Genomic DNA, 18,728 nt, shown 5'->3' with positions numbered 1-18,728 from the left:
CACCAGCACCGGGCGACCGGCACCTGACCGACCGGGGCCACGCCGTTTCCGCGGCACCGCCCTCCCGAGCCACATCCGACCACCCACGACCGCGAGGAGACGACGTGAGTCGGCAGAGCCTGGCCAAGGCGCACCAGAAGATCCAGGAACTCGCCTGGGAGCCGCAGTACCACGAGCCCTACATGAAGTACGGCACCGACTACACCTTCCAGAAGGCGCAGAAGAAGGACCCGCTCAAGCAGGTCCTCCGGTCGTACTTCCCGATGGAGGAGGAGAAGGACAACCGCGTGTACGGCGCCCAGGACGGCGCGATCCGCGGCAACATGTTCCGCCAGGTGCAGGAGCGCTGGCTGGAGTGGCAGAAGCTGTTCCTGTCGATCATCCCGCTGCCGGAGATCTCGGCGGCCCGGTCGATGCCGATGCTGTTCCACGTCGTGCCGAACCCGGAACTGCACAACGGTCAGGCGATCCAGATGATCGACGAGGTCCGGCACTCGACGATCCAGCAGAACCTCAAGCGCCTGTACATGAACAACTACATCGACCCGGCCGGCTTCAACAACAGCCTGCGGAACTTCCACAACGACTACTGCGGCACCATCGGCCGCCAGTTCGCCGAGGGGTTCATCACCGGGGACGCCATCACCGCGGCGAGCATCTACCTGACCATCGTGGCGGAGACGGCGTTCACCAACACGCTGTTCGTGGCGATGCCGGCCGAGGCGGCGGCCAACGGCGACTACCTGCTGCCCACGGTGTTCCACTCGGTGCAGTCCGACGAGTCGCGGCACATCTCCAACGGTTACGCGACGCTGCTGATGGCGCTGTCCGACGAGGGCAACCGGCAGCTGCTCGAGCGCGACCTGCGCTACGCCTGGTGGAACAACCACGCGGTGGTGGACGCCGCCATCGGCACCTTCATCGAGTACGGCACGAAGGACCGCCGCAAGGACCGCGAGTCCTACGCCGAGATGTGGCGGCGGTGGATCTACGACGACTACTACCGCAGCTACCTCGTCCCGCTCGAGAAGTACGGCCTGACCGTGCCGCACGACCTGGTGGAGGAGGCCTGGAACCGGATCTGGAACAAGGGCTACGTCCACGAGGTCGCCCAGTTCTTCGCCACCGGCTGGCTGGCGAACTACTGGCGGATCGACCCGATGACCGACGAGGACTTCGAGTGGTTCGAGCACAAGTACCCGGGCTGGTACGACAAGTACGGGAAGTGGTGGGAGAACTACTCACGGCTGTCGACGCCGAACGGTCACCACCCGATCGTCGCCGAGGACGTCGACTACGTGTACCCGCAGCGCTGCTGGGTGTGCATGGTCCCCTGCCTCATCCGTGAGGACATGTGCACCGCCGAGGTCGACGGCCACCACTACACGTACTGCAGCGAGACGTGCCGGTGGACCCACGTCGAGGCCTTCCAGCCGACCTACCAGGGCCGGGAGACGCCGAACATGGGCCGGCTGATCGGGCACCGCGAGTGGGAGACGCTGTACCACGGCTGGAACTGGGCCGACGTGGTCGAGGACATGGGCTTCGTGCGCGACGACGGGAAGACCATGACCGCCCAGCCGCACCTCGACCTGGACCCGAAGAAGATGTGGACGCTGGACCACCTGCGCCGCATGGGACCGCTGCTGAGCCCGAACGTGCTGCTCAACGAGATGACCGACGAGCAGCGCGCCGCGTACGTGGCGGACTACAACCGGCAGGGCCCGGCGGGCCGGCCGGCTCCGCAGAACGCCTGAGCGCGGGTCAGGCGAGGGGGAGGGCCGGGCCCGCCCGACCCTCCCCCGCCCGTGCCGCCCCGCCTCCCGCCACCGGGGGGCGGGCCGGCCGCTCGACCCGCTGCCGACGACCGAGGGAGTGGCCGTGGGGGACAAGCACGTCGTCCGGTTCGAGCCGGTCGGCATCGAGATCGAGGTCGACTCCGACCAGACGGTCCTGCGGGCCGCCGCCGAGCAGGGCGTCTCGCTCATGCACGGCTGCAAGGAGGGACAGTGCGCCTCCTGCAAGTCCTTCCTGCTGGAGGGGGAGGACGTCGAGCTGGACAGCTACTCCACCTTCGCGCTCCCGGACTTCGAGAGAGAGGAGGGACAGACGCTCCTGTGCCGGCTGCACGCCTACGAGGACCTGGTGATCGAGCTCCTCAACTACGACGAGGAGATGATCGCCTCGGGGCTGCCGCTGCGGAGGGGCGTCGTGGAGGTCGTCGCCAACGACCCGGTCACCCACGACATGCGGCACCTCGCGGTGCGGCTCGTCGAGCCCGAGGAGATCAAGTTCTTCCCCGGCCAGTACATGGACTTCCGGGTCCCCGGCACCGACCAGACCCGGTCGTTCTCGATGGCCAACACCCCGGGCCGCGACGGCGTCTTCGAGTTCGTCGTCAAGGTCTACCCCGGTGGGCTGTTCTCCGAGCACCTGGCCCACCGCCTGCGGATCGGTGACCGGCTGGAGGTGGAGGCGCCCTTCGGCGCCTTCCGCCTCCGGGAGAGCAGCTCGGCCGGCCTGCTCTTCGTCGGCGGCGGCGCCGGCATCGCGCCGCTGCTGTCCCTGCTGCGCTCGATGGCCGAGCGGGGCCTGGACCGCCCGGTCACCTTCTACTACGGGGCGCGCAGCCGCAGGGACCTCTGCTTCGAGGACGAGATCGCCGCGCTGCAGGACAAGCTGCCCGGCCTGACGTTCGTCCCGGCGCTGTCGGAACCGTTGCCGGACGACGACTGGCAGGGGGAGACCGGGCTGGTGACCGACGTGGTCGCGCGCCGGGAGACCGCACTGGCCCGGGCCGAGGCCTACGTCTGCGGGCCCCCACCGATGGTCGAGGCGGCGCTCGTGACGCTGCCCCGGCTGGGGGTCCGCGAGGACCACATCTTCTACGACAAGTTCACCACCACCGGCGAGCCGGAAGGCTGACTGCGGAAGGACAGCGACTGACCATGACCGCCACCACCGAACGCCCCGCCGAGCAACGCCCCGCCGAGCGCCCCGCGCGCAGCGTGCCCAGGCCGGCCTTCACCGACGCCGAGGCCGGTGCCCGGGAGTTCCCCGACTCGGGGACCGGCGCCCGCCGGTACAACTACTACGTCCCGGCCAAGCGCAAGCAGTCGCACTACGAGGACGTCACGGTCGAGGTGCAGCCCGACCCGAGGCACTACCTGTCGCAGGGCTGGATCTACGGCTTCGCCGACGGCGTGGGCGGCTACCCCCTCGGCTGGACGAAGCTCAAGGCCTGGGGCGTCGACGACCCGCCGCCGGTGCGCGGCGTGGGGACCGGGGGCGGCGGCAAGGGGCTGAGCTGGCCGGCGCACGGCTGGCACGAGTTCCGCGACCCCAACGAGGAGTGGGAGCAGACGATCTACCGGTACAACGCCAACGTCGTCCGGCAGGTCAACCAGAACGTCGAGAACGCCCGCAACGCCAAGGCCTTCGACCAGTGGACCCGCAACTGGGTGACCTTCGTCGAGCGCAGCGTCGGTGCCTGGATGCACGTCGAGCACATCCTCGGCCTCTACGTGTTCGCCGCGAACGAGCGCTCGGGCCCGACGAACATGCACAACACCGTGATGGCGGTGAACAGCGCGCACAAGATCCGGTTCGCCCAGGACCTCGCGCTCTACAACCTGACCCTCACCGAGGAGATCGAGGGCTTCGACGGCACCGCCCACCTCGAGGCGTGGAACTCCGACACGGAGTGGCAGGGCGTGCACGAGGTCACCGAGGCCCTGGCGGCGGTCCAGGACGACTGGGGCGAGGCGATGTTCGCCGCGAACATCGTGTTCGAGCCGCTGGTCGGCGAGCTCTTCCGCAGCGGCCTGGTCATGCACGCGGCCCCGCGCAACGGCGACTTCGTCACCCCCACGGTCGTCGGGGCCGGCGAGTACGACTACGCGCAGCGCGACCTGCGCTGGAGCCTGGCCTGCTTCGGTCCCCTCGTGCACGACCGCGAGTTCGCCGACCACAACCGGCAGCTGATGGAGGGCTGGCTGGCGCACTGGGTCCCCCGCTGCCTGGGCGCCGCCCGCACCCTGCAGCCGCTGTGGTCCCAGCCCGACGGCCTGCCGCCGCGGTTCGAGGACGCCCTCGACCGTGCCAAGAACCGCTTCGCCGGGATCCTGTCCGACCTCGGCCTCCCCACCCCGAAGGAGCTGGCCCAGTGACCACCACGGCAACGCCCGCCTTCGGCGCCGTCAACAAGACGTCGTCCAACCTGTGCGGCATCACCCTCATGAACGACCAGGTGGGGCACGTCATCGCCGAGGTGATGAAGGACAAGCCCGGGGTCCGGATCACCTACCTGCCCTCGATGATCCGGGTGGACGCCGAGCACCAGGTGGTCTTCGACTACGACGAGCTCGCCGAGGCGCTCGGCGAGGAGCCGGGCTCGTTCACCTCGGCCGACCTCGAGGAGAGCATGTCGACCCACTACGGGCGGATGGTCCACGAGGACACCCGCACGATCATGTTCGCCAACCCGGAGGACGCCGCCGAGTACCTCGGCTTCGACCTGGTCCCCGCCGACCGGTCCACCTCCGGCTGACCCACCACCGCCGGCCGCCGGACGGGTCCCGACCCCGCCCGGCGGCCGGCGTCCCCTCGGCCCGGCGGACCCGCCCGGCCGGTCCACCCCGCGCACGTGACCGCCCCCGTGGATCCAGGAGACCCCATGGCCAAGGAACTGCGGTTCGGCGCCGACGCGCGCCGGCTGCTGCAGGTCGGCGTCGAGCAGCTCGCCGCCGCCGTCAAGACGACCCTGGGCCCCAAGGGCCGCAACGTCGTGCTCGAACGCCTCACCGGGTCACCGGAGGTGACCAACGACGGGGTGACGATCGCCCGCGAGATCCACCTCAAGAACCCGTTCGAGGACATGGGCGCGCAGCTGGTCAAGGAAGCGGCGATCAAGACCAACGACACCGTCGGCGACGGGACGACGACGGCGATCGTGCTCGCCGAGGCGATCGTGCAGCAGGGCATGGCCGCGATCGCCAACGGCGGCAACCCGGTGCTGGTGAAGCGGGGCGTGGACCTGGCCGTCGGCCGCGTGGTCGAGCACCTGGCCGGCGTCGCCCACCCCATGGAGACCGAGGACGACTTCCGCCGGGTGGCGGCGATCTCGGCCAACGACGACCCGGTGATCGGCGACGTCGTCGCGCGGGCGCTGCACACGGTGGGCGAGGCCGGCGTCGTCACGGTCGAGGACTCCTCCGTGCTCGGCATCGGCGTCGACTTCGTCGAGGACTTCGAGTTCGACAACGGCTACGTCTCGCCGTACATGGTGACCGACCCGGGCCGGCTGGAGGCCGTCCTGGAGGACGCCTACGTGCTGCTGACCGCGCACAAGATCACCGGGGTGCAGCAGCTCATGCCGGTGCTGGACAGCATCATGCGCGAGCCGCGCCCGTTGGTGATCATCGCCGAGGCGGTGGAGGGCACCGCGCTGCAGATGCTCGTGCACAACCACGTCAACGGGCTGTTCCGGTGCGTCGCGGTCCAGGCGCCCGGCTTCGGCAGCAAGCGGATCCACCTGCTCGAGGACATCGCCGCGCTCACCGGCGGGCGGGTGCACTCCCGGGAGTCCTCGTTCGGTCTCGAGCAGATGACCACCGCCCACCTCGGCCGCGCCGCCCAGGTCCGGGTGACCGGCGACCAGACGACGATCATCGGCGGCGCCGGGGACGAGACCGCCCGCGAGCTGCGGCTGACGCAGCTGCGGGCGGAGCTGGAGCGGGCGACCATCGGCACCGACGAGGACTTCCTGTCCGAGCGGATCGCCCGGCTGTCGGGCAAGGCGGCGGTCATCCGGGTCGGGGCGCCGACCAACGCCGAGGCCAAGGAGATCCGGCACCGGGTCGACGACTCGCTCCAGGCCACGCGGGCCGCCATGGCCGAGGGGATCGTCGCCGGCGGCGGGGCCGCGCTGCTGCACGCCGAGCCGGCGCTGGACACCCTCGACGTGCAGGGCGACTACCGCATCGGGGTGGAGATCGTGCGCGCCGCGCTACCCGAGCCCGCCCACCTCATCGCGGCCAACGCCGGGCACGACGGCGAGGAGGTGGTCAAGCAGGTCACGACCATGGCCGTGGACGAGGGGTTCGACGCCCTGGAGGGCCGCTTCGGGGACATGATCGCGCTCGGCGTGATCGACCCGCTGCGCGTGGTCCGGTCCGCCCTGCAGAACGGCGCATCGGTGGCCGGCCTGGTGCTCACCACCGACTCGCTGGTCGCCGAGGAGGTCACGCCCTGGAACAAGGCGCTGATGACCGAGTTCGGCCCGCTCGACGAGGGGCTCCCGCAGCCCTCGCCCGACTCGAGCACACCGCAGTCCCTGGGCCTGGGCCCGACGGTCGGCTGAAGGAGGACCCCGTTCTCCTCGTCCCCCGCACGCCCGGGACGAGCTCCTGAACGGGGGCCGCGGGGGTGTCTCAGATTGAGACACCCGCCGCGGCGGCCGCTGCATAGGTTCCGAATCGAGCAGGTCCCGCACCCACGCCTCAGCGAGGAGGCCCCGGCATGCGAGCTGTCCGCGTCCACGCGTACCACGCCGACCCGAGCGTCGACGACGTCGCCGAGCCCAAGCTGCAGGGCCCGCTCGACGTCATCGTGAAGATCGGCGGCGCCGGGGTCTGCCGCACCGACCTGCACATCATCGAGGGGCAGTGGGACGCCATCCAGCACCCCCGGCTGCCGTACGTGATCGGGCACGAGAACGCCGGCTGGGTGCACGAGGTGGGCGAGGGGGTCACCAACGTCGCCGTCGGCGACACGGTGATCCTGCACCCCCAGCCCGGCTGCGGGCTGTGCCTGGCCTGCCGCCGTGGCGACGACATGCACTGCACGAACGCCTTCTTCCCCGGCCTGTCGGACAACGACGGCGGAATGGCCGAGTACCTGCGGACCACCGCCCGGGCGTGCGTGAAGCTCGACCCCTCCACCCAGCCGGCGGACGTCGCGGCGCTCGCCGACGCCGGGATCACCGCCTACCACGCCGTCCGCAAGGCCGCCCCGCTGCTCCCCCCGGGGACCACCGCCGTCGTGCAGGGCGCCGGGGGGCTCGGGCACATCGGCATCCAGTGCCTCAATGCGCTGACCGCGGCGCGCGTGGTCGTCGTGGACCGCAACCCCGACGCGCTGCGGCTGGCCGGCGAGATCGGCGCCGACGAGACGGTGGTCGCCGACGGCGGGCAGGTCGCCGCCGTGCAGGACCTCACCGGCGGCGGCGCGACGGTGGTGCTCGACTTCGTCGCCGAGCAGGGGGCGGAGAACGACGCCTGGCAGATGACCGGACCGGGCGGCTCGCTGTTCGTCATCGGATACGGCGGGGAGCTGCGCATCCCCACGCTGGACTTCGTCGCCGGGGAGAAGAACGTCGTCGGCAACATCGTCGGGACCTACACCGACCTGGCCGAGCTCATGGTCCTGGCCCAGGCCGGCCGGGTCACGCTGCACACCCAGAAGTACCCGCTGGAGCAGGCCGTCCAGGCGCTGCACGACCTCGACGCCGGCATGGTGCGCGGTCGGGCGATCCTCGTGCCCTGACCGCTCCCGACGGCCGATCCACCACCCGGACCCATCCGCGCGACCACGGGAGAGGTGCCCGCTCATGTACGAGAAGGACGGGGAGAAGTACTTCGTCGTCGACAGCCACATGCACTTCTGGGACGCCAGCCGGGAGAACTGGGTCCCGGGCCGGGAGGACCTGGCCAAGGGCTGGATCGACTGCTTCTACGGCTACCACAAGCTGGCGCCCGAGGACACGCACTGGGACTGGTACAAGTACCTCAAGGTCTCCGAGGACGACCTGATGCGCGACGTCTTCGAGGAAGGCCACGTCGACAAGGCCATCTTCCAGTCGACCTACCTCAAGTACTGGTACGCGAACGGCTTCAACACCGTCGAGCAGAACGGCGCGCTGATCGAGAAGCACCCCGACAAGTTCATCGTCAACGGCCGCTGGGACCCCCGCGACGGTGACGAGGGCCTGCGGCAGCTCGAGGAGGACGCCCAGCGCTGGAACCTCAAGGGGGTCAAGCTCTACACCGCCGAGTGGCACGAGAACGGCTCCCGCGGGTGGAAGCTGACCGACCGGGAGTCCTACCGGTTCCTGGAGAAGTGCCGGGAGCTGGGGATCCGGAACATCCACGCGCACAAGGGCCCGACGATCTGGCCGCTGAACAAGGACGCGTTCTCCATGGACGACGTCGACCAGGCCGCCACCGACTTCCCGGACCTGAACTTCATCATCGAGCACGCCGGCATCCCGCGGATCGACGACTTCGCCTACATGGCGGTGCAGGAGCCCAACGTCTACGCCGGCTGCTCGGTCGTGATCGGCGCGCTCATGCACGCCCGGCCCAAGTTCTTCGCCAAGGTGATGGGCGAGCTGCTGTTCTGGGTCGGCGAGGACCGGATGACCTTCGGCAGCGACTACAACATCTGGACGCCGAAGTGGCAGGTCGAGGGTCTCGTCGACTGGCAGATGCCCGACGACGAGGCGTTCAGCGACTACCCGCGGCTGACCACCGCGTCGAAGAAGAAGATCCTCGGCCTCAACGCCGCCAAGCTGTACGGCATCGAGGTGCCGGCCGAGTGCCGGCTGCCCGAGGAGCCGGCCATCCCGCAGGAGCGGCCCGGCGAGCAGCTCGCCGAGGAGAGCGTGCCCGCGGGGCAGGCGTGACCGCAGCCGGCCCCGGCGCGCTGGAGGACGCCGTCCGGCAGGCGCTGGGGACGGTGCTGGACCCGGAGCTCGACGAGCCGATCACCGATCTCGACTTCGTGGCCTCCTGCACCGTCTCCGGCGACGGGGTCGCCACCGTGCGGCTGCGGCTGCCCACGTTCTTCTGCGCGCCGAACTTCTCGTTCCTGATGGTCGCCGACGCCTACGACGCGGTGTCGGCGGTCGACGGGGTGACGCGCGCGGAGATCTCGCTCGAGGGCCACCACGCCTCGGGCGAGATCAACCTGGGGGTCGCCGCGCACGCCGGGTTCGTGCAGACGTTCGCGGGCGAGGCCGACGCCGAGCTCGACCAGCTGCGGCGCTACTTCCTGGAGAAGGCGGTGGTGGCCGGCCAGGACCGGGTCGCCCGGCCCCTGGTGGACGCCGGGGCCGGACCGGCAGAGCTGGTGGCGCTCACCCTGGGCAGCTGCCCGGCGTCGGTGGAGCTCGACCGGCTCCGCGCCCGCCGGGCGGCGCTGGGGTTGCCCGCCGGCGACGACGACCCGCTGCTGGTGCACCCCGACGGCAGCCCGGTCGACCCGGCGCAGGTCCCGCTCCACCTGCGCCGGGCCCGCCTCACCCGGCTCGGGATCGAGGCCAACGGGGGCATGTGCCGCAGCTTCCTCGCCACCCGGTACGGCGGCGCCGGCACCGGGTGATCCCACCGGCCCGACCGTCGGCGCGGGAGGTACCGACGCATGACCCCGTCCCCCCGCTCAGACCGGGCGCGCCACCAGCAGCCGGAACACGTTGTGCAGCCGGTAGCCGCCGGCGGCGGTCCGGTGCCCGGCCAGCCGCTGCCGCACCGCGGCGGCCACCGCGGCCGGCCCGGCGCGGCGCGCGGCCGCCCGGCCGAGGGCCGAGCCGAGCAGCGGGCCGAGGAGCTCGTCGTCGTCGGCGTAGTCGAACGGGCAGCGCACCTCGTCGAGGCGCTCGACCACCAGGCCGGCGCCCTCGGCGAGCGCCCGCAGCCGGGCCGGCTCCTCGACCGGCGGCGGGACGGCCGGCGCCCGCCGCGGCGGCAGCCAGGGGGCCAGCGCCTCGCCGAAGAGGCGGACGTCGCACTCGTCCTCCCGCCCCCACACGGTGGCCGCGACCACCGCACCGGCGGCGCCGGCCGCGGCGAGCACCGCCTGCGGATCGGCCACGTGCCCGAGCAGCTGCACGGCGGCGACCACGTCGAACGGTCCCGGCGGCGGGGTCCGGGCGTCCCCGACGGCGAAGGCGGCTCCGGGCACCGCGGCGGCCGCGACCGCCACGGCCGCGGGGTCGACGTCGATGCCGGTCACCCGCGCGCCGCGGGCGACGGCCGCCCGGGCGAGGTCGCCCGTCCCGCAGCCGACGTCCAGCAGCACCGTCCCGGCGGACACCCCGGTCGCGTCGAGCACGGCGGCGTACAGCGGGGCGCCCCATCCCCGCGGGCCCGCGTCGCTCACCCGGGCGAGCGTATCGGCGGCGCGGCCGCCGGACCGGGCGGCCGCTGATGTTCCGCGCCGGCCTGCGGACGCCGGTCGCCCTGCTGCCGACCGGGGGCGACCGGCCCCCGCGGTCGCTGCGCCTCGCGCTGTTCGGCCCCGCCTTCGTGGCGGCGATCGCCTACGTCGACCCCGGCAACTTCGCGACCAACGTGGCCGGGGGCGCGTCGTTCGGCTACCTGCTGCTGTGGGTGATCGTGGCCGCGAACGTCATGGCCATGTTCGTCCAGAGCCTCTCGGCCAAGCTCGGGCTGGCCACCGGCATGAACCTGCCCGAGGCGTGCCGCACGCACTTCCGCCGCCCCGTGACGCGGGGCCTGTGGGTGCAGGCCGAGCTGGTCGCGATGGCCACCGACCTGGCCGAGGTGATCGGTGGGGCGATCGCGCTCAACCTGCTGTTCGACATCCCGCTGCTCACCGGCGGGCTGATCACCGGCGCGGTGGCGTTCGGGCTGCTGGCGCTGCAGGGCCGCGGCGAGCGCCGGTTCCAGGCCGCCATCACCGGCCTGTTCGCCGTCATCCTGATCGGCTTCCTCGTCATGCTGCTGCGCGCGCCGGTCGACCCGGCGGCCGCCGCGTCCGGGCTGGTGCCCCGCTTCGACGGCGCCGAGAGCCTGGTGCTGGCCACGGGCATCCTGGGCGCCACGGTGATGCCGCACGCGATCTACCTGCACTCCGCGCTGATCCCGCACGGGGTGGAGCTGGCCTCGGCCCAGCAGCGGCGGGCGGCGCTGCGCGTCCAGCGGGCCGACGTGATGGTCGCCATGGGGCTGGCCGGGCTGGTCAACGCCGCCATGCTGATCATCGCGGCGGCGCTGTTCGCCGGGGGCTCGGTGCCCGGGACCGACACCCTCGCCGGGGCGCACGCCGGCATCGCCCTGACGCTGGACGAGTCGGCGGCGCTGCTGTTCGCGCTGGCGCTGCTGGCCTCCGGCTTCGCCTCCGCGGGGGTGGGCACCTTCGCCGGCCAGGTGGTCATGCAGGGCTTCATCCGGCGCCGGATCCCGCTGCTGCTGCGCCGCGCGCTGACCCTGGCCCCGGCCCTGGTGGTCCTGGGGATCGGCGTGGACCCGACGACGGCGCTGGTGATCTCGCAGGTCGTGCTGTCGTTCGGCATCCCGTTCGCGCTCGTGCCGCTGCTGCTGCTCACCGCCCGCCGCCCGATCATGGGGGACCTGGTCAACCGGCCCCGCACGACCGCGCTCGCCGCCGTGGTGGCCGCGGTGATCATCGCCTTCAACGCCGTCCTGCTGGTGCTGCTGTTCTGACCCTCCCCGGCGAGCCCTCCGGGGAGGCGCCGCGCTCCCCCGGACGGGGGACGGCGGGTCCAGCCCGCGGGCCGCGCCGCCGTTGTCCCTCGTGCCCCCCGCCGCCGACGAGGACCACGACCAGGACGAGGACGACGTGACCGCCACCCTGCGACCGCCCGCCACCGGCTCCGAGGTGCAGCGCGCGGCCCTGCGCGAGGTCGGCTCCGGCCCGGCGCCGGACCAGGCCGAGCTGCTCGCCGTGCTCCGCCTGGCCGCGGCGGTGACCGGCGCGGAGCACGCGGCGGTCAACCTCCTCGACGACGACCAGCAGGTGACCCTCCTCGGCCTGCGCACCGAGCCGCGCCGGGTGCCGCGGGTGGAGTCGCTGTGCGCCCGCACCTCGGCCCGCCCCGGCGTGTTCTGGGCCGCCGACCTCGGTGCGGACCCCGACTACGCGGACAACCCCTTCGTGGACGGCCGGATCGCCCGGTTGCGCTTCTACGCCAGCGCACCGATGCGCACCGCTGACGGCGACGTCATCGGGACCATCTGCGCCTGGGACGAGGGCGTGCGGGTGCTGGCTCCCGGGCAGGTGGACCGGTTGGCCGACCTCGCCGAGGTCGCGCTCGCCCTGGTCGACCGCCACCGGGCCGCCCGTGACGCCGTCGCGCTGGCCCGCGCCGCGGACGAGGCCCGCGCCTTCGACCGGGCGCTGTTCGACGCGCTGCCGGTGGGCGTCATCGCCTCCGACGCGAGCGGCACGCCCACGAGGGCCAACCGCGTCGTCACCCGGTGGGCCGGGCCGCGCTGGGACGGCGAGCGGCTGGCCGACGCGCCGCTGCTGGAGGACCTCTACCTGGCCGACGGCGTCACCCCGCTGGATCCCGCGCAGGCGCCGCTGGTGCGCGCGGTCGCCGGCGAGCCGGTGCGCGACGTCGAGCTGGTCGCCGGGCCGCCGGGTGGCCCGCGCCGGGTGACCCTGGCCACCGGGGAGCCGATCCGGGACGTCGACGGCAGCGTCCTCGGCGCCGTCGTCACCGTCCGCGACATCACCGAGCAGCGGGCCCTGGAGCAGCGCCTGCGCGACGCGGCGCTGCACGACCCGCTGACCGGCCTGCCGAACCGCGCGCTCGTGCTGGACCGCCTGGACCAGGCCCTGCGCGCCCAGCGCCGCGAGCGCCGCCCGGCCGTGGTCGTCTACTGCGACCTCGACGGCTTCAAGGCGATCAACGACGCCGCCGGCCACGCCGCCGGGGACGCCGCGCTGCTGCACACCGCCCGGGCACTGCGCTCGGCGGTGCGACCGGAGGACACCGTGGGCCGGATCGGCGGCGACGAGTTCGTCGTCGTCTGCTCGGGCATCGGGACCGCCGGCGACGCCGCGGACCTGGTCGCCCGCATGGAGACCGCGCTGGCCGCCGGGGAGCACGGGGTGCGGGCCAGTTGCGGCACCGCGCTGTCCCGGCCCACCGACACCGCCGAGTCGCTGCTCCGCCGCGCCGACGAGGCGATGTACGCGGTCAAGCGCTCCCGTCGCCGATCCCGCTGACCCCGGCCAGCCTGGCCGCCAGCGCGCGCACCTGGCCGTCGAGGTCCGGGGCGGCGTCGGGCGCGGCGGCGCGCAGGGTCACCAGGCCGTGCAGCGCCGTCCACAGCAGCCCGGCGTCCGCGGCCGGGTCGGTGCTGTCCGAGCGCCCGGCGGCCACGCAGGCACGGACGCCGTCCACGAGCAGGCCGAAGGCCTCGGTGCCGCGGGCCCGGCGCGGCCCGAACATCGCCCGGTAGCGGGCGGGCGCGGCCAGCCCGGTGTCCACGTACGCCCGGCAGCCGGCCACCAGCCGCTCCCCCGGGTCGGCCAGCGGCGCGACGGCCTCCGCGATCGCGGCGGCGAGCCGGTCGAAGCCCTCGTCGACGACGGCGTCGAGCAGCGCCTCCAGGTCGGCGAAGTGCCCGTAGACGGCCGGCGCGCTGACCCCGGCCTCCCGGGCCACCGCCCGCAGGGTGACCGCCTCGATCGCGCCGGTGCGCTCCAGCAGGGCGGCCGCCGCGCGCACGAGCTCGCCGCGCAGCTGACCCGGCGTCCTCGTCACGGACGGCACTTTACAGGCGTTAAGGGACGGCGCTACCGTTGATTAACACCCGTTGAGGAGGTCGCCGTGCCCTTCATCCCCGACCTGCCGTGGACCGCCGACCGGGAGGCCCCCGGCGACGGCGTCGTCCTGGTCACCCGGCTGCGGCTGCGCCGGTCCCGCGACGTCCCGGCGATGCTGCGGACCTCGCTGGCCGTCCGCCGCCAGCTGGCGCGCTCCCCCGGCGCCCGGTCGCTGCAGCTGCGCGCGCAGCCGCTGGCGCGGATCTTCACCACCGTCTCGTGGTGGGACGACGAGGCCGCCGTGCGCGCCTTCGCCCGCGCCGAGCCGCACCGCGGGGCGATGCGGGCGTGGCGCGAGCGGCTGACCGGCTTCGACAACGTGTCGCTGCCCGGCAGCGCGGGTGTCGTCCCGACCGTCGACGCCGCCGCCCCTCAGGCGCTCGGCACGGCCTGACCGGCGCGGCGGAGCCGCGGACCGGCGTCGGCGAGGAAGCCGGCCAGCGACCGGGCCGGCCGCCCGGTCACCCGCTCGACGGCGTCGGTCACGGTCGCGAAGCTGCCCCCGCGTACGCGCTCGTAGGTGAGCTCGAGCAGCTCGCGGTCGAACCCCTCGGCCCCGGTCACGGCCTCGGCCGTCGTCAGCTCGCGGTGCGCCACGGGGCTTCCCACGGCGCGGGACAGCAGCTCCGCGGCGTGCGGCAGCGACAGCGCCTCGGGGCCGGTCAGCTCGTACACGGCGCCGTGGTGCCCGTCGTCGAGCAGCGCCCGCTCGGCGACCGCGGCGATGTCGCGCGCGTCGATCCAGGCGATGCGCGCGCCACCGCTCGCGAACGGCAGCTCCCCGCCGGCCACGGCCCGGTCCAGGCCGAAGCGCGGATCGGTGAGGACCTGCATGAACCAGCTCGGCCGCAGGACGGTCCAGGCGCTCGACCCGCGGCGCACCGCACGCTCGACCCGCGGCGCACCGCACGCTCGACCCGCGGCGCCCAGCCGTCGGGCCCCGAGGAGTCCGCGTCCTGCTCGGACAGCAGCACCACGCGCGCCGAGTCCGGCAGGACCTCGAGCAGGGCGGCCACCAGCTCCGGTGCGTCCGCCCGGTCCGGCCGGACGACGTACACGGCGTCGACCCCCTCCGCCGCCGCCGTCCAGCCCGCCGGGCGGTCCCAGGAGAAGCCGGTCGGCCGCACACCGTCGAGGTCGACCGCCGCCGGGTCGCTGCTGCCGCCGAGCACCTCGGCGCCCCGCGCGGCGAGCAACCCCGCCAGGGGGACGCCGGTCTTGCCGCGGACACCGGTGACGAGAACACGGGTCATGGCTCCTCCTCCGAATATTTGAGTCACTGAAATATCCGACCGAGGCAAGCACGGTCACCTGAGTGGGTCAACTAATCTCGGAGGATGACCGAGGGAACGGGCACGCTGGACCAGCAGCTGTGGGACCTCGTGTACGCCTACGACGCGGCGTACGACCGCGCGGCCCAGCAGGCCGGGCTGAGCGCCGCCCAGGCCTGCCTGCTCGACAGCCTGACCGGGGGCGACCGCGCCATGGGCGAGCTCGCGGCGGACCTGCTCTGCGACGCCTCGAACGTGACCCAGCTCGTGGCGCGGGCCGAGGGCCGGGGGTGGGTGACCCGCGCACCCGACCCGGCGGACCGCCGGGTCAAGCGGGTGTCGATCACCCCGGCCGGCCGCCGGGTGCACCGCGAGGTCCGCCAGGCCTTCGGCTTTCCCGCCGCACGCCTCGCCCGCCTGAGCGCCGGCGAGCGGCACCAGCTGTCCGGGCTGCTCGGCAAGCTGCTGGCGGCCGACCCGCCCGCCGATCCCGCTTGACCCTGACGCGACGTCAGGCCGTGCACTGGACAGCGTACGAGAGAGGAGGACCCGTGCACGTGGGTGAGGTCGCGGCCCGGACCGGGGTCACGGTGCGCACGCTGCACCACTACGACCGGATCGGGCTGCTGTCGCCGTCGGCGCGCAGCGCGGCCGGGTACCGGCGGTACTCGGCCGCCGACCTCGACCGGCTGCACCAGGTGCTGGTCTACCGCGGGCTCGGGTTCGGCCTCGAGGAGGTCGCGACGCTGCTGGACGACCCCGACGCCGATCCCCTGGAGCACCTGCGCCGCCAGCACCGGCTGCTCCGGGACCGGGTCGAGGCCGACCGGCGGCTGCTCGCGGCCGTCGAGCGAGAGATGGAGGCACGGCAGATGGGGATCTCCCTGACCCCCGAGGAGCGGTTCGAGGTGTTCGGCCGGCACGACCCGGCGCGGTACGAGGCCGAGGTGCGCGAGCGCTGGGGCGACACGGACGCCTACGCGCAGTCCCGGCAGCGGGCCGCCCGCTACACCAAGGACGACTGGCTGCGGATCAGGTCCGAGGGCGAGGACCTGACGCGGCGGATGGCCGAGGCGCTGCGCGGCGGCGTCGAGCCCGACTCGCCGCCGGCGATGGACCTCGCCGAGGAGCACCGGCAGCAGATCAGCCGGGACTTCTACGACTGCTCGCCGGAGATGCACGCCGGGCTCGGGCGGATGCACGTCGAGGACGAGCGGTTCACCGCCACCTACGAGGCGGTCGCGCCCGGGCTCGCGCAGTGGGTGAGCACCGCCGTCCAGGCCAACGCCGCCCGCCAGGCCGACTGACCTGCTCGACGAGATCTGCACACTCGTCACCATCGCGGGCCGATGGTGACGAGTGTGCAGATCTCGCGGCGTCAGGCGCGGATGAGCAGCTCGCCGTGCAGCATCCCGAGCCAGCCGTCGTCGGCCGCGGCCCACCGTCGCCAGGCGGCGGCGACGTCGTCCAGCTCGTCGCGGGTCGCCAGGCCGTAGGCCACCGCCTGCTCGGCGAAGGCCGAGGCCGTCGCCCGGCCGGCCCACGAGGTGCCCCACCACTCGCGCTCGGCGGAGCTCGCCCAGCACCAGGACGACGCCGTGGCGACGACGTCGCGCAGCCCGGCCGCGTGCGCCCACGACAGCAGCCGCCGGCCGGCGTCGGGCTCGGCGCCGTTGGCCCGCGCCACCCGCTGGTACAGGTCCAGCCAGCGGTCCAGCCCCGGGTCGAGCGGGAACCAGGTCGTGGCGGCGTAGTCGACGTCGCGCACCGCGACCGCCCCACCGGGCCGGCAGACCCGTGCCATCTCGCGCAGCGCGGCGATCGGGTCGGTCAGGTGCTGGAGCACCTGGTGGGCGTGGACGACGTCGAACGAGTCGTCGGCAGCCTCCAGCGCGTAGACGTCGCCGACGGCGAAGGTGACGGCGACGCCCGCCCGGCCGGCCAGCGACCGCGCCTCGTCCAGCGGCGCGGGTGAGACGTCGAGGCCGATCACCCGTCCCGGCGCCACCCGGCGGGCCAGGTCGACGGTGATCGTCCCCGGTCCGCATCCCACGTCGAGCAGGTCGAGGCCGGGGCGCAGGTGCGGGAGGAGGTAGCCCGCGGAGTTCTCCGCGGTGCGCCACCGGTGCGACTGCAGGACCGGCTCGGCGTGCCCGTGCGTGTACGTGTCCACGTCGCCGATCATGGACCCGTAATCCCATAGGACGGAACATCTTTCTCATCATGCGGGACGGCTCCACCCCCCATCCCCGCCGAAGTGGCCACTGCGGCGGACGGGTTGCGCCCCACACTCCCGCCGAAGTGGCCACTCCGGCGGACGGCGCGGGTGAGCGGCGCTACTCGGCGAGGACGGCCTCGGCGGCGGCGACCGCGCGCACCCGGTCGGCGGGCACCAGGCCGATCCGGGTCCGCCGGTCCAGCAGGTCCGACACGCTGCGGGCCCCCTCCGCGCGGACGGCGAAGCGCAGCTCCCCCACCGTCTCCGGGCGGCCCTCGACCACCGGCTCCGCCCCGAGGCCCGCGACGACCGGCGCCTCGGTGCCGTAGAGGGCGACCAGCCGGTCCGGGGCGTCGACCCGGGCCAGCGCCGGGCGCGGCGCGGCCCCCCGCAGCGGCAGCCGCGCCGTGACCGACCGGCGCGCGCCCCGGCCGAGGCGGGCACCCACGGCGTCCACCGTCTCCTCGGCCATCGCCCGGTAGGTGGTCAGCTTCCCGCCGACGACGGTGAGCACGTCGCCCTCCCAAGACAGCAGGTGCCTGCGGGAGAGGTCGGCGGTGGCGTCGCCCGGGCCGGTGCCGGCCGACGCCGGGAGCACCAGCGGCCGCAGCCCGGCGTAGGAGCCGACGACGTCCGCAGCGGTCAGCGGCTCGGCCAGCACCCGGTTCACCGTCTCCAGCAGCTGCGACACCTCGGCGGGTGAGGGCTCCGGGTCCTCGTCGGGCACCGGCCCGGCCACCGGCTCGTCGGTCAGCCCGAGGTACACCAACCCGCCGGGCTGCGGCAGCGCGAACACGTAGCGGGAGCGCGACCCGGGCAGGGGCACGGTCAGCGCGGCGGACGGCCCGCCCAGCCGCTCCGCGCGCACGACCAGGTGCGATCCCCGGGAGGGCACCAGCCGGACACCGGGCGCCAGCCGCTGCGCCCACACCCCCGCCGCGTTGACCACCGCGCCGGCGCGCAGCTCGAACGGCGCCCCGTCGTCCGGGGCCACGTGCACGGTCCGCCCGTCCACCCCGGTCACCGCCGCCCCCGTCACCACCCGGGCGCCCAGCGCGGCCGCCGTCCGGGCCAGGGCGACGACCAGGCGCGCGTCGTCGGCCAGCTGCCCGTCCCAGAAGACGACGCCGCCACGGCCGGGCCGCACCGCCGGCGTCGCCCGGGCCACCTCCGCCGCGCCGACCCGGGCGGTGGACGGCAGTGACCGCCGTCCGCCGGGCACCGAGGCGCGCACCGCATCGCCCAGCCGCCCCCCGACCTCGGCCAGCGCGGTGACGTCCCGGCCGGCGACGTCGGGCACGAGGAAGGGCAGCGGCCGGACCAGGTGCGGCGCGGTGGCGCCCATCAGGACGGCGCGCTCGCGGGCCGACTCACGGGCCAGGCCGAGCTCGCCGTGCGCGAGGTAGCGCAGCCCCCCATGGACCAGCTTCGACGACCAGCGGCTGGTGCCCGACGCGAGGTCGGCCCGCTCCAGCAGGGCGACCGACAGGCCGCGCGCGGCGGCGTCGAGGGCCACCCCGGCACCGGTCACCCCACCGCCGACGACGACCACGTCGACCGCCCCGCCGGCGAGTGCCTGCAGGTCAGCGGCGCGCCGGGCGGCGGTCAGGGCGCCGGGCACGGGGGCGTTCCGGGGCACC

General features: G+C 74.0%; 18 protein-coding genes. 13 read left to right on the top strand and 5 right to left on the bottom strand.

The features are described 5' to 3' along the window. Positions 1–104: 104 nt before the first annotated feature. The 8 genes from ACK586_RS08815 to ACK586_RS08780 all read left to right on the top strand — a co-directional run bounded on the left by ACK586_RS08815 (position 105) and on the right by ACK586_RS08780 (position 9,381). Entirely contained in the window at positions 105–1,757 is a 1,653-nt protein-coding gene (locus ACK586_RS08815; RefSeq protein ID WP_409330094.1) for a ferritin family protein, read from the top strand. Between the two features lie 124 nt (positions 1,758–1,881). Then, positions 1,882–2,925 carry an FAD-binding oxidoreductase gene (locus ACK586_RS08810; RefSeq protein WP_409330093.1) on the top strand — a complete coding sequence of 348 codons (1,044 nt, stop codon included), beginning with the start codon at positions 1,882–1,884 and terminating at the stop codon, positions 2,923–2,925. A gap of 23 nt (positions 2,926–2,948) precedes the next feature. Beyond that, a complete protein-coding gene (locus tag ACK586_RS08805) occupies positions 2,949–4,169 on the top strand; it encodes a ferritin family protein (protein ID WP_409330092.1) in 1,221 nt (406 codons plus the stop codon). Next, a complete protein-coding gene (gene mimD / locus ACK586_RS08800; protein WP_409330091.1) occupies positions 4,166–4,549 on the top strand; it encodes a propane 2-monooxygenase effector subunit MimD in 384 nt (127 codons plus the stop codon). Before ACK586_RS08805 ends, mimD begins: the two co-directional genes overlap by 4 nt. 126 nt (positions 4,550–4,675) lie before the next feature. After that, positions 4,676–6,361 carry a chaperonin GroEL gene (gene groL, locus ACK586_RS08795; RefSeq protein ID WP_409330090.1) on the top strand — a complete coding sequence of 562 codons (1,686 nt, stop codon included), beginning with the start codon at positions 4,676–4,678 and terminating at the stop codon, positions 6,359–6,361. Between the two features lie 158 nt (positions 6,362–6,519). Continuing rightward, positions 6,520–7,545 (top strand): NAD(P)-dependent alcohol dehydrogenase, encoded by a 1,026-nt coding sequence (locus ACK586_RS08790; protein WP_409330089.1) that lies wholly within the window; start codon positions 6,520–6,522, stop codon positions 7,543–7,545. A 64-nt stretch (positions 7,546–7,609) separates the two neighbouring features. Continuing rightward, on the top strand, positions 7,610–8,683 hold the full coding sequence (locus ACK586_RS08785) for an amidohydrolase family protein (RefSeq protein WP_409330088.1): 1,074 nt from the start codon (positions 7,610–7,612) through the stop codon (positions 8,681–8,683). Next, positions 8,680–9,381 carry an iron-sulfur cluster assembly protein gene (locus tag ACK586_RS08780; RefSeq protein ID WP_409330087.1) on the top strand — a complete coding sequence of 234 codons (702 nt, stop codon included), beginning with the start codon at positions 8,680–8,682 and terminating at the stop codon, positions 9,379–9,381. The genes ACK586_RS08785 and ACK586_RS08780 overlap by 4 nt, the downstream gene beginning before the upstream one ends. A 57-nt stretch (positions 9,382–9,438) precedes the next feature. Here ACK586_RS08780 and ACK586_RS08775 read toward each other — a convergent pair whose 3' ends face one another. Continuing rightward, entirely contained in the window at positions 9,439–10,158 is a 720-nt protein-coding gene (locus ACK586_RS08775) for a methyltransferase domain-containing protein (RefSeq protein WP_409330086.1), read from the bottom strand. A gap of 47 nt (positions 10,159–10,205) precedes the next feature. Between ACK586_RS08775 and ACK586_RS08770 the strand changes: the two genes are divergently transcribed. Beyond that, positions 10,206–11,465: an Nramp family divalent metal transporter gene (locus ACK586_RS08770; RefSeq protein ID WP_409330085.1), complete on the top strand. Its 1,260-nt coding sequence runs from the start codon at positions 10,206–10,208 to the stop codon at positions 11,463–11,465. A gap of 91 nt (positions 11,466–11,556) precedes the next feature. Next, the gene (locus tag ACK586_RS08765) at positions 11,557–12,996 is read left to right on the top strand and encodes a diguanylate cyclase domain-containing protein (protein ID WP_409330084.1); all 1,440 of its coding nucleotides are present in this window, start codon (positions 11,557–11,559) and stop codon (positions 12,994–12,996) included. Here ACK586_RS08765 and ACK586_RS08760 read toward each other — a convergent pair. Continuing rightward, positions 12,968–13,537, bottom strand: a complete 570-nt coding sequence (locus ACK586_RS08760; RefSeq protein WP_409330083.1) for a TetR/AcrR family transcriptional regulator — start codon at positions 13,535–13,537, stop codon at positions 12,968–12,970. The two genes, ACK586_RS08765 and ACK586_RS08760, sit on opposite strands and share 29 nt — an antisense overlap. A gap of 66 nt (positions 13,538–13,603) precedes the next feature. Here ACK586_RS08760 and ACK586_RS08755 point away from each other — a divergent pair, with 66 nt between their 5' ends. Continuing rightward, on the top strand, positions 13,604–13,993 hold the full coding sequence (locus ACK586_RS08755) for a hypothetical protein (protein WP_409330082.1): 390 nt from the start codon (positions 13,604–13,606) through the stop codon (positions 13,991–13,993). On the opposite strand, the gene ACK586_RS08750 is transcribed toward ACK586_RS08755, so the two are convergent. Next, entirely contained in the window at positions 13,972–14,481 is a 510-nt protein-coding gene (locus ACK586_RS08750; protein ID WP_409330081.1) for a Rossmann-fold NAD(P)-binding domain-containing protein, read from the bottom strand. The two genes, ACK586_RS08755 and ACK586_RS08750, sit on opposite strands and share 22 nt — an antisense overlap. A 455-nt stretch (positions 14,482–14,936) precedes the next feature. On the opposite strand from ACK586_RS08750, the gene ACK586_RS08745 reads away from it, so the two are divergent. Together ACK586_RS08745 and ACK586_RS08740 are read left to right on the top strand one after the other, a co-directional pair. After that, positions 14,937–15,368, top strand: a complete 432-nt coding sequence (locus ACK586_RS08745; RefSeq protein WP_409330080.1) for a MarR family winged helix-turn-helix transcriptional regulator — start codon at positions 14,937–14,939, stop codon at positions 15,366–15,368. A gap of 53 nt (positions 15,369–15,421) precedes the next feature. Then, entirely contained in the window at positions 15,422–16,177 is a 756-nt protein-coding gene (locus ACK586_RS08740) for a MerR family transcriptional regulator (RefSeq protein ID WP_409330079.1), read from the top strand. A gap of 71 nt (positions 16,178–16,248) precedes the next feature. Here ACK586_RS08740 and ACK586_RS08735 read toward each other — a convergent pair whose 3' ends face one another. Both ACK586_RS08735 and ACK586_RS08730 read right to left on the bottom strand, forming a co-directional pair. Beyond that, a complete protein-coding gene (locus ACK586_RS08735) occupies positions 16,249–17,043 on the bottom strand; it encodes a methyltransferase domain-containing protein (protein ID WP_409330078.1) in 795 nt (264 codons plus the stop codon). A 163-nt stretch (positions 17,044–17,206) separates the two neighbouring features. Continuing rightward, on the bottom strand, positions 17,207–18,727 hold the full coding sequence (locus ACK586_RS08730) for a glycerol-3-phosphate dehydrogenase/oxidase (protein ID WP_409330077.1): 1,521 nt from the start codon (positions 18,725–18,727) through the stop codon (positions 17,207–17,209). Position 18,728 lies beyond the last annotated feature (1 nt).

The sequence above is a fragment of the Trujillonella humicola genome (assembly GCF_046233715.1).
Lineage (GTDB): Bacteria > Actinomycetota > Actinomycetes > Mycobacteriales > Geodermatophilaceae > Trujillonella > Trujillonella humicola.
This window is presented reverse-complemented; position numbering and strand designations above follow the sequence as displayed.

Bases quoted from the DNA above. Each gene is read 5' to 3' on its own strand.
- ACK586_RS08790 (WP_409330089.1), top strand. From the start codon at position 6,520: ATGCGAGCTGTCCGCGTCCACGCGTACCACGCCGACCCGAGCGTCGAC.
- ACK586_RS08785 (WP_409330088.1), top strand. From the start codon at position 7,610: ATGTACGAGAAGGACGGGGAGAAGTACTTCGTCGTCGACAGCCACATG.
- groL (WP_409330090.1), top strand. From the start codon at position 4,676: ATGGCCAAGGAACTGCGGTTCGGCGCCGACGCGCGCCGGCTGCTGCAG.
- ACK586_RS08770 (WP_409330085.1), top strand. From the start codon at position 10,206: ATGTTCCGCGCCGGCCTGCGGACGCCGGTCGCCCTGCTGCCGACCGGG.
- ACK586_RS08805 (WP_409330092.1), top strand. From the start codon at position 2,949: ATGACCGCCACCACCGAACGCCCCGCCGAGCAACGCCCCGCCGAGCGC.
- ACK586_RS08745 (WP_409330080.1), top strand. From the start codon at position 14,937: ATGACCGAGGGAACGGGCACGCTGGACCAGCAGCTGTGGGACCTCGTG.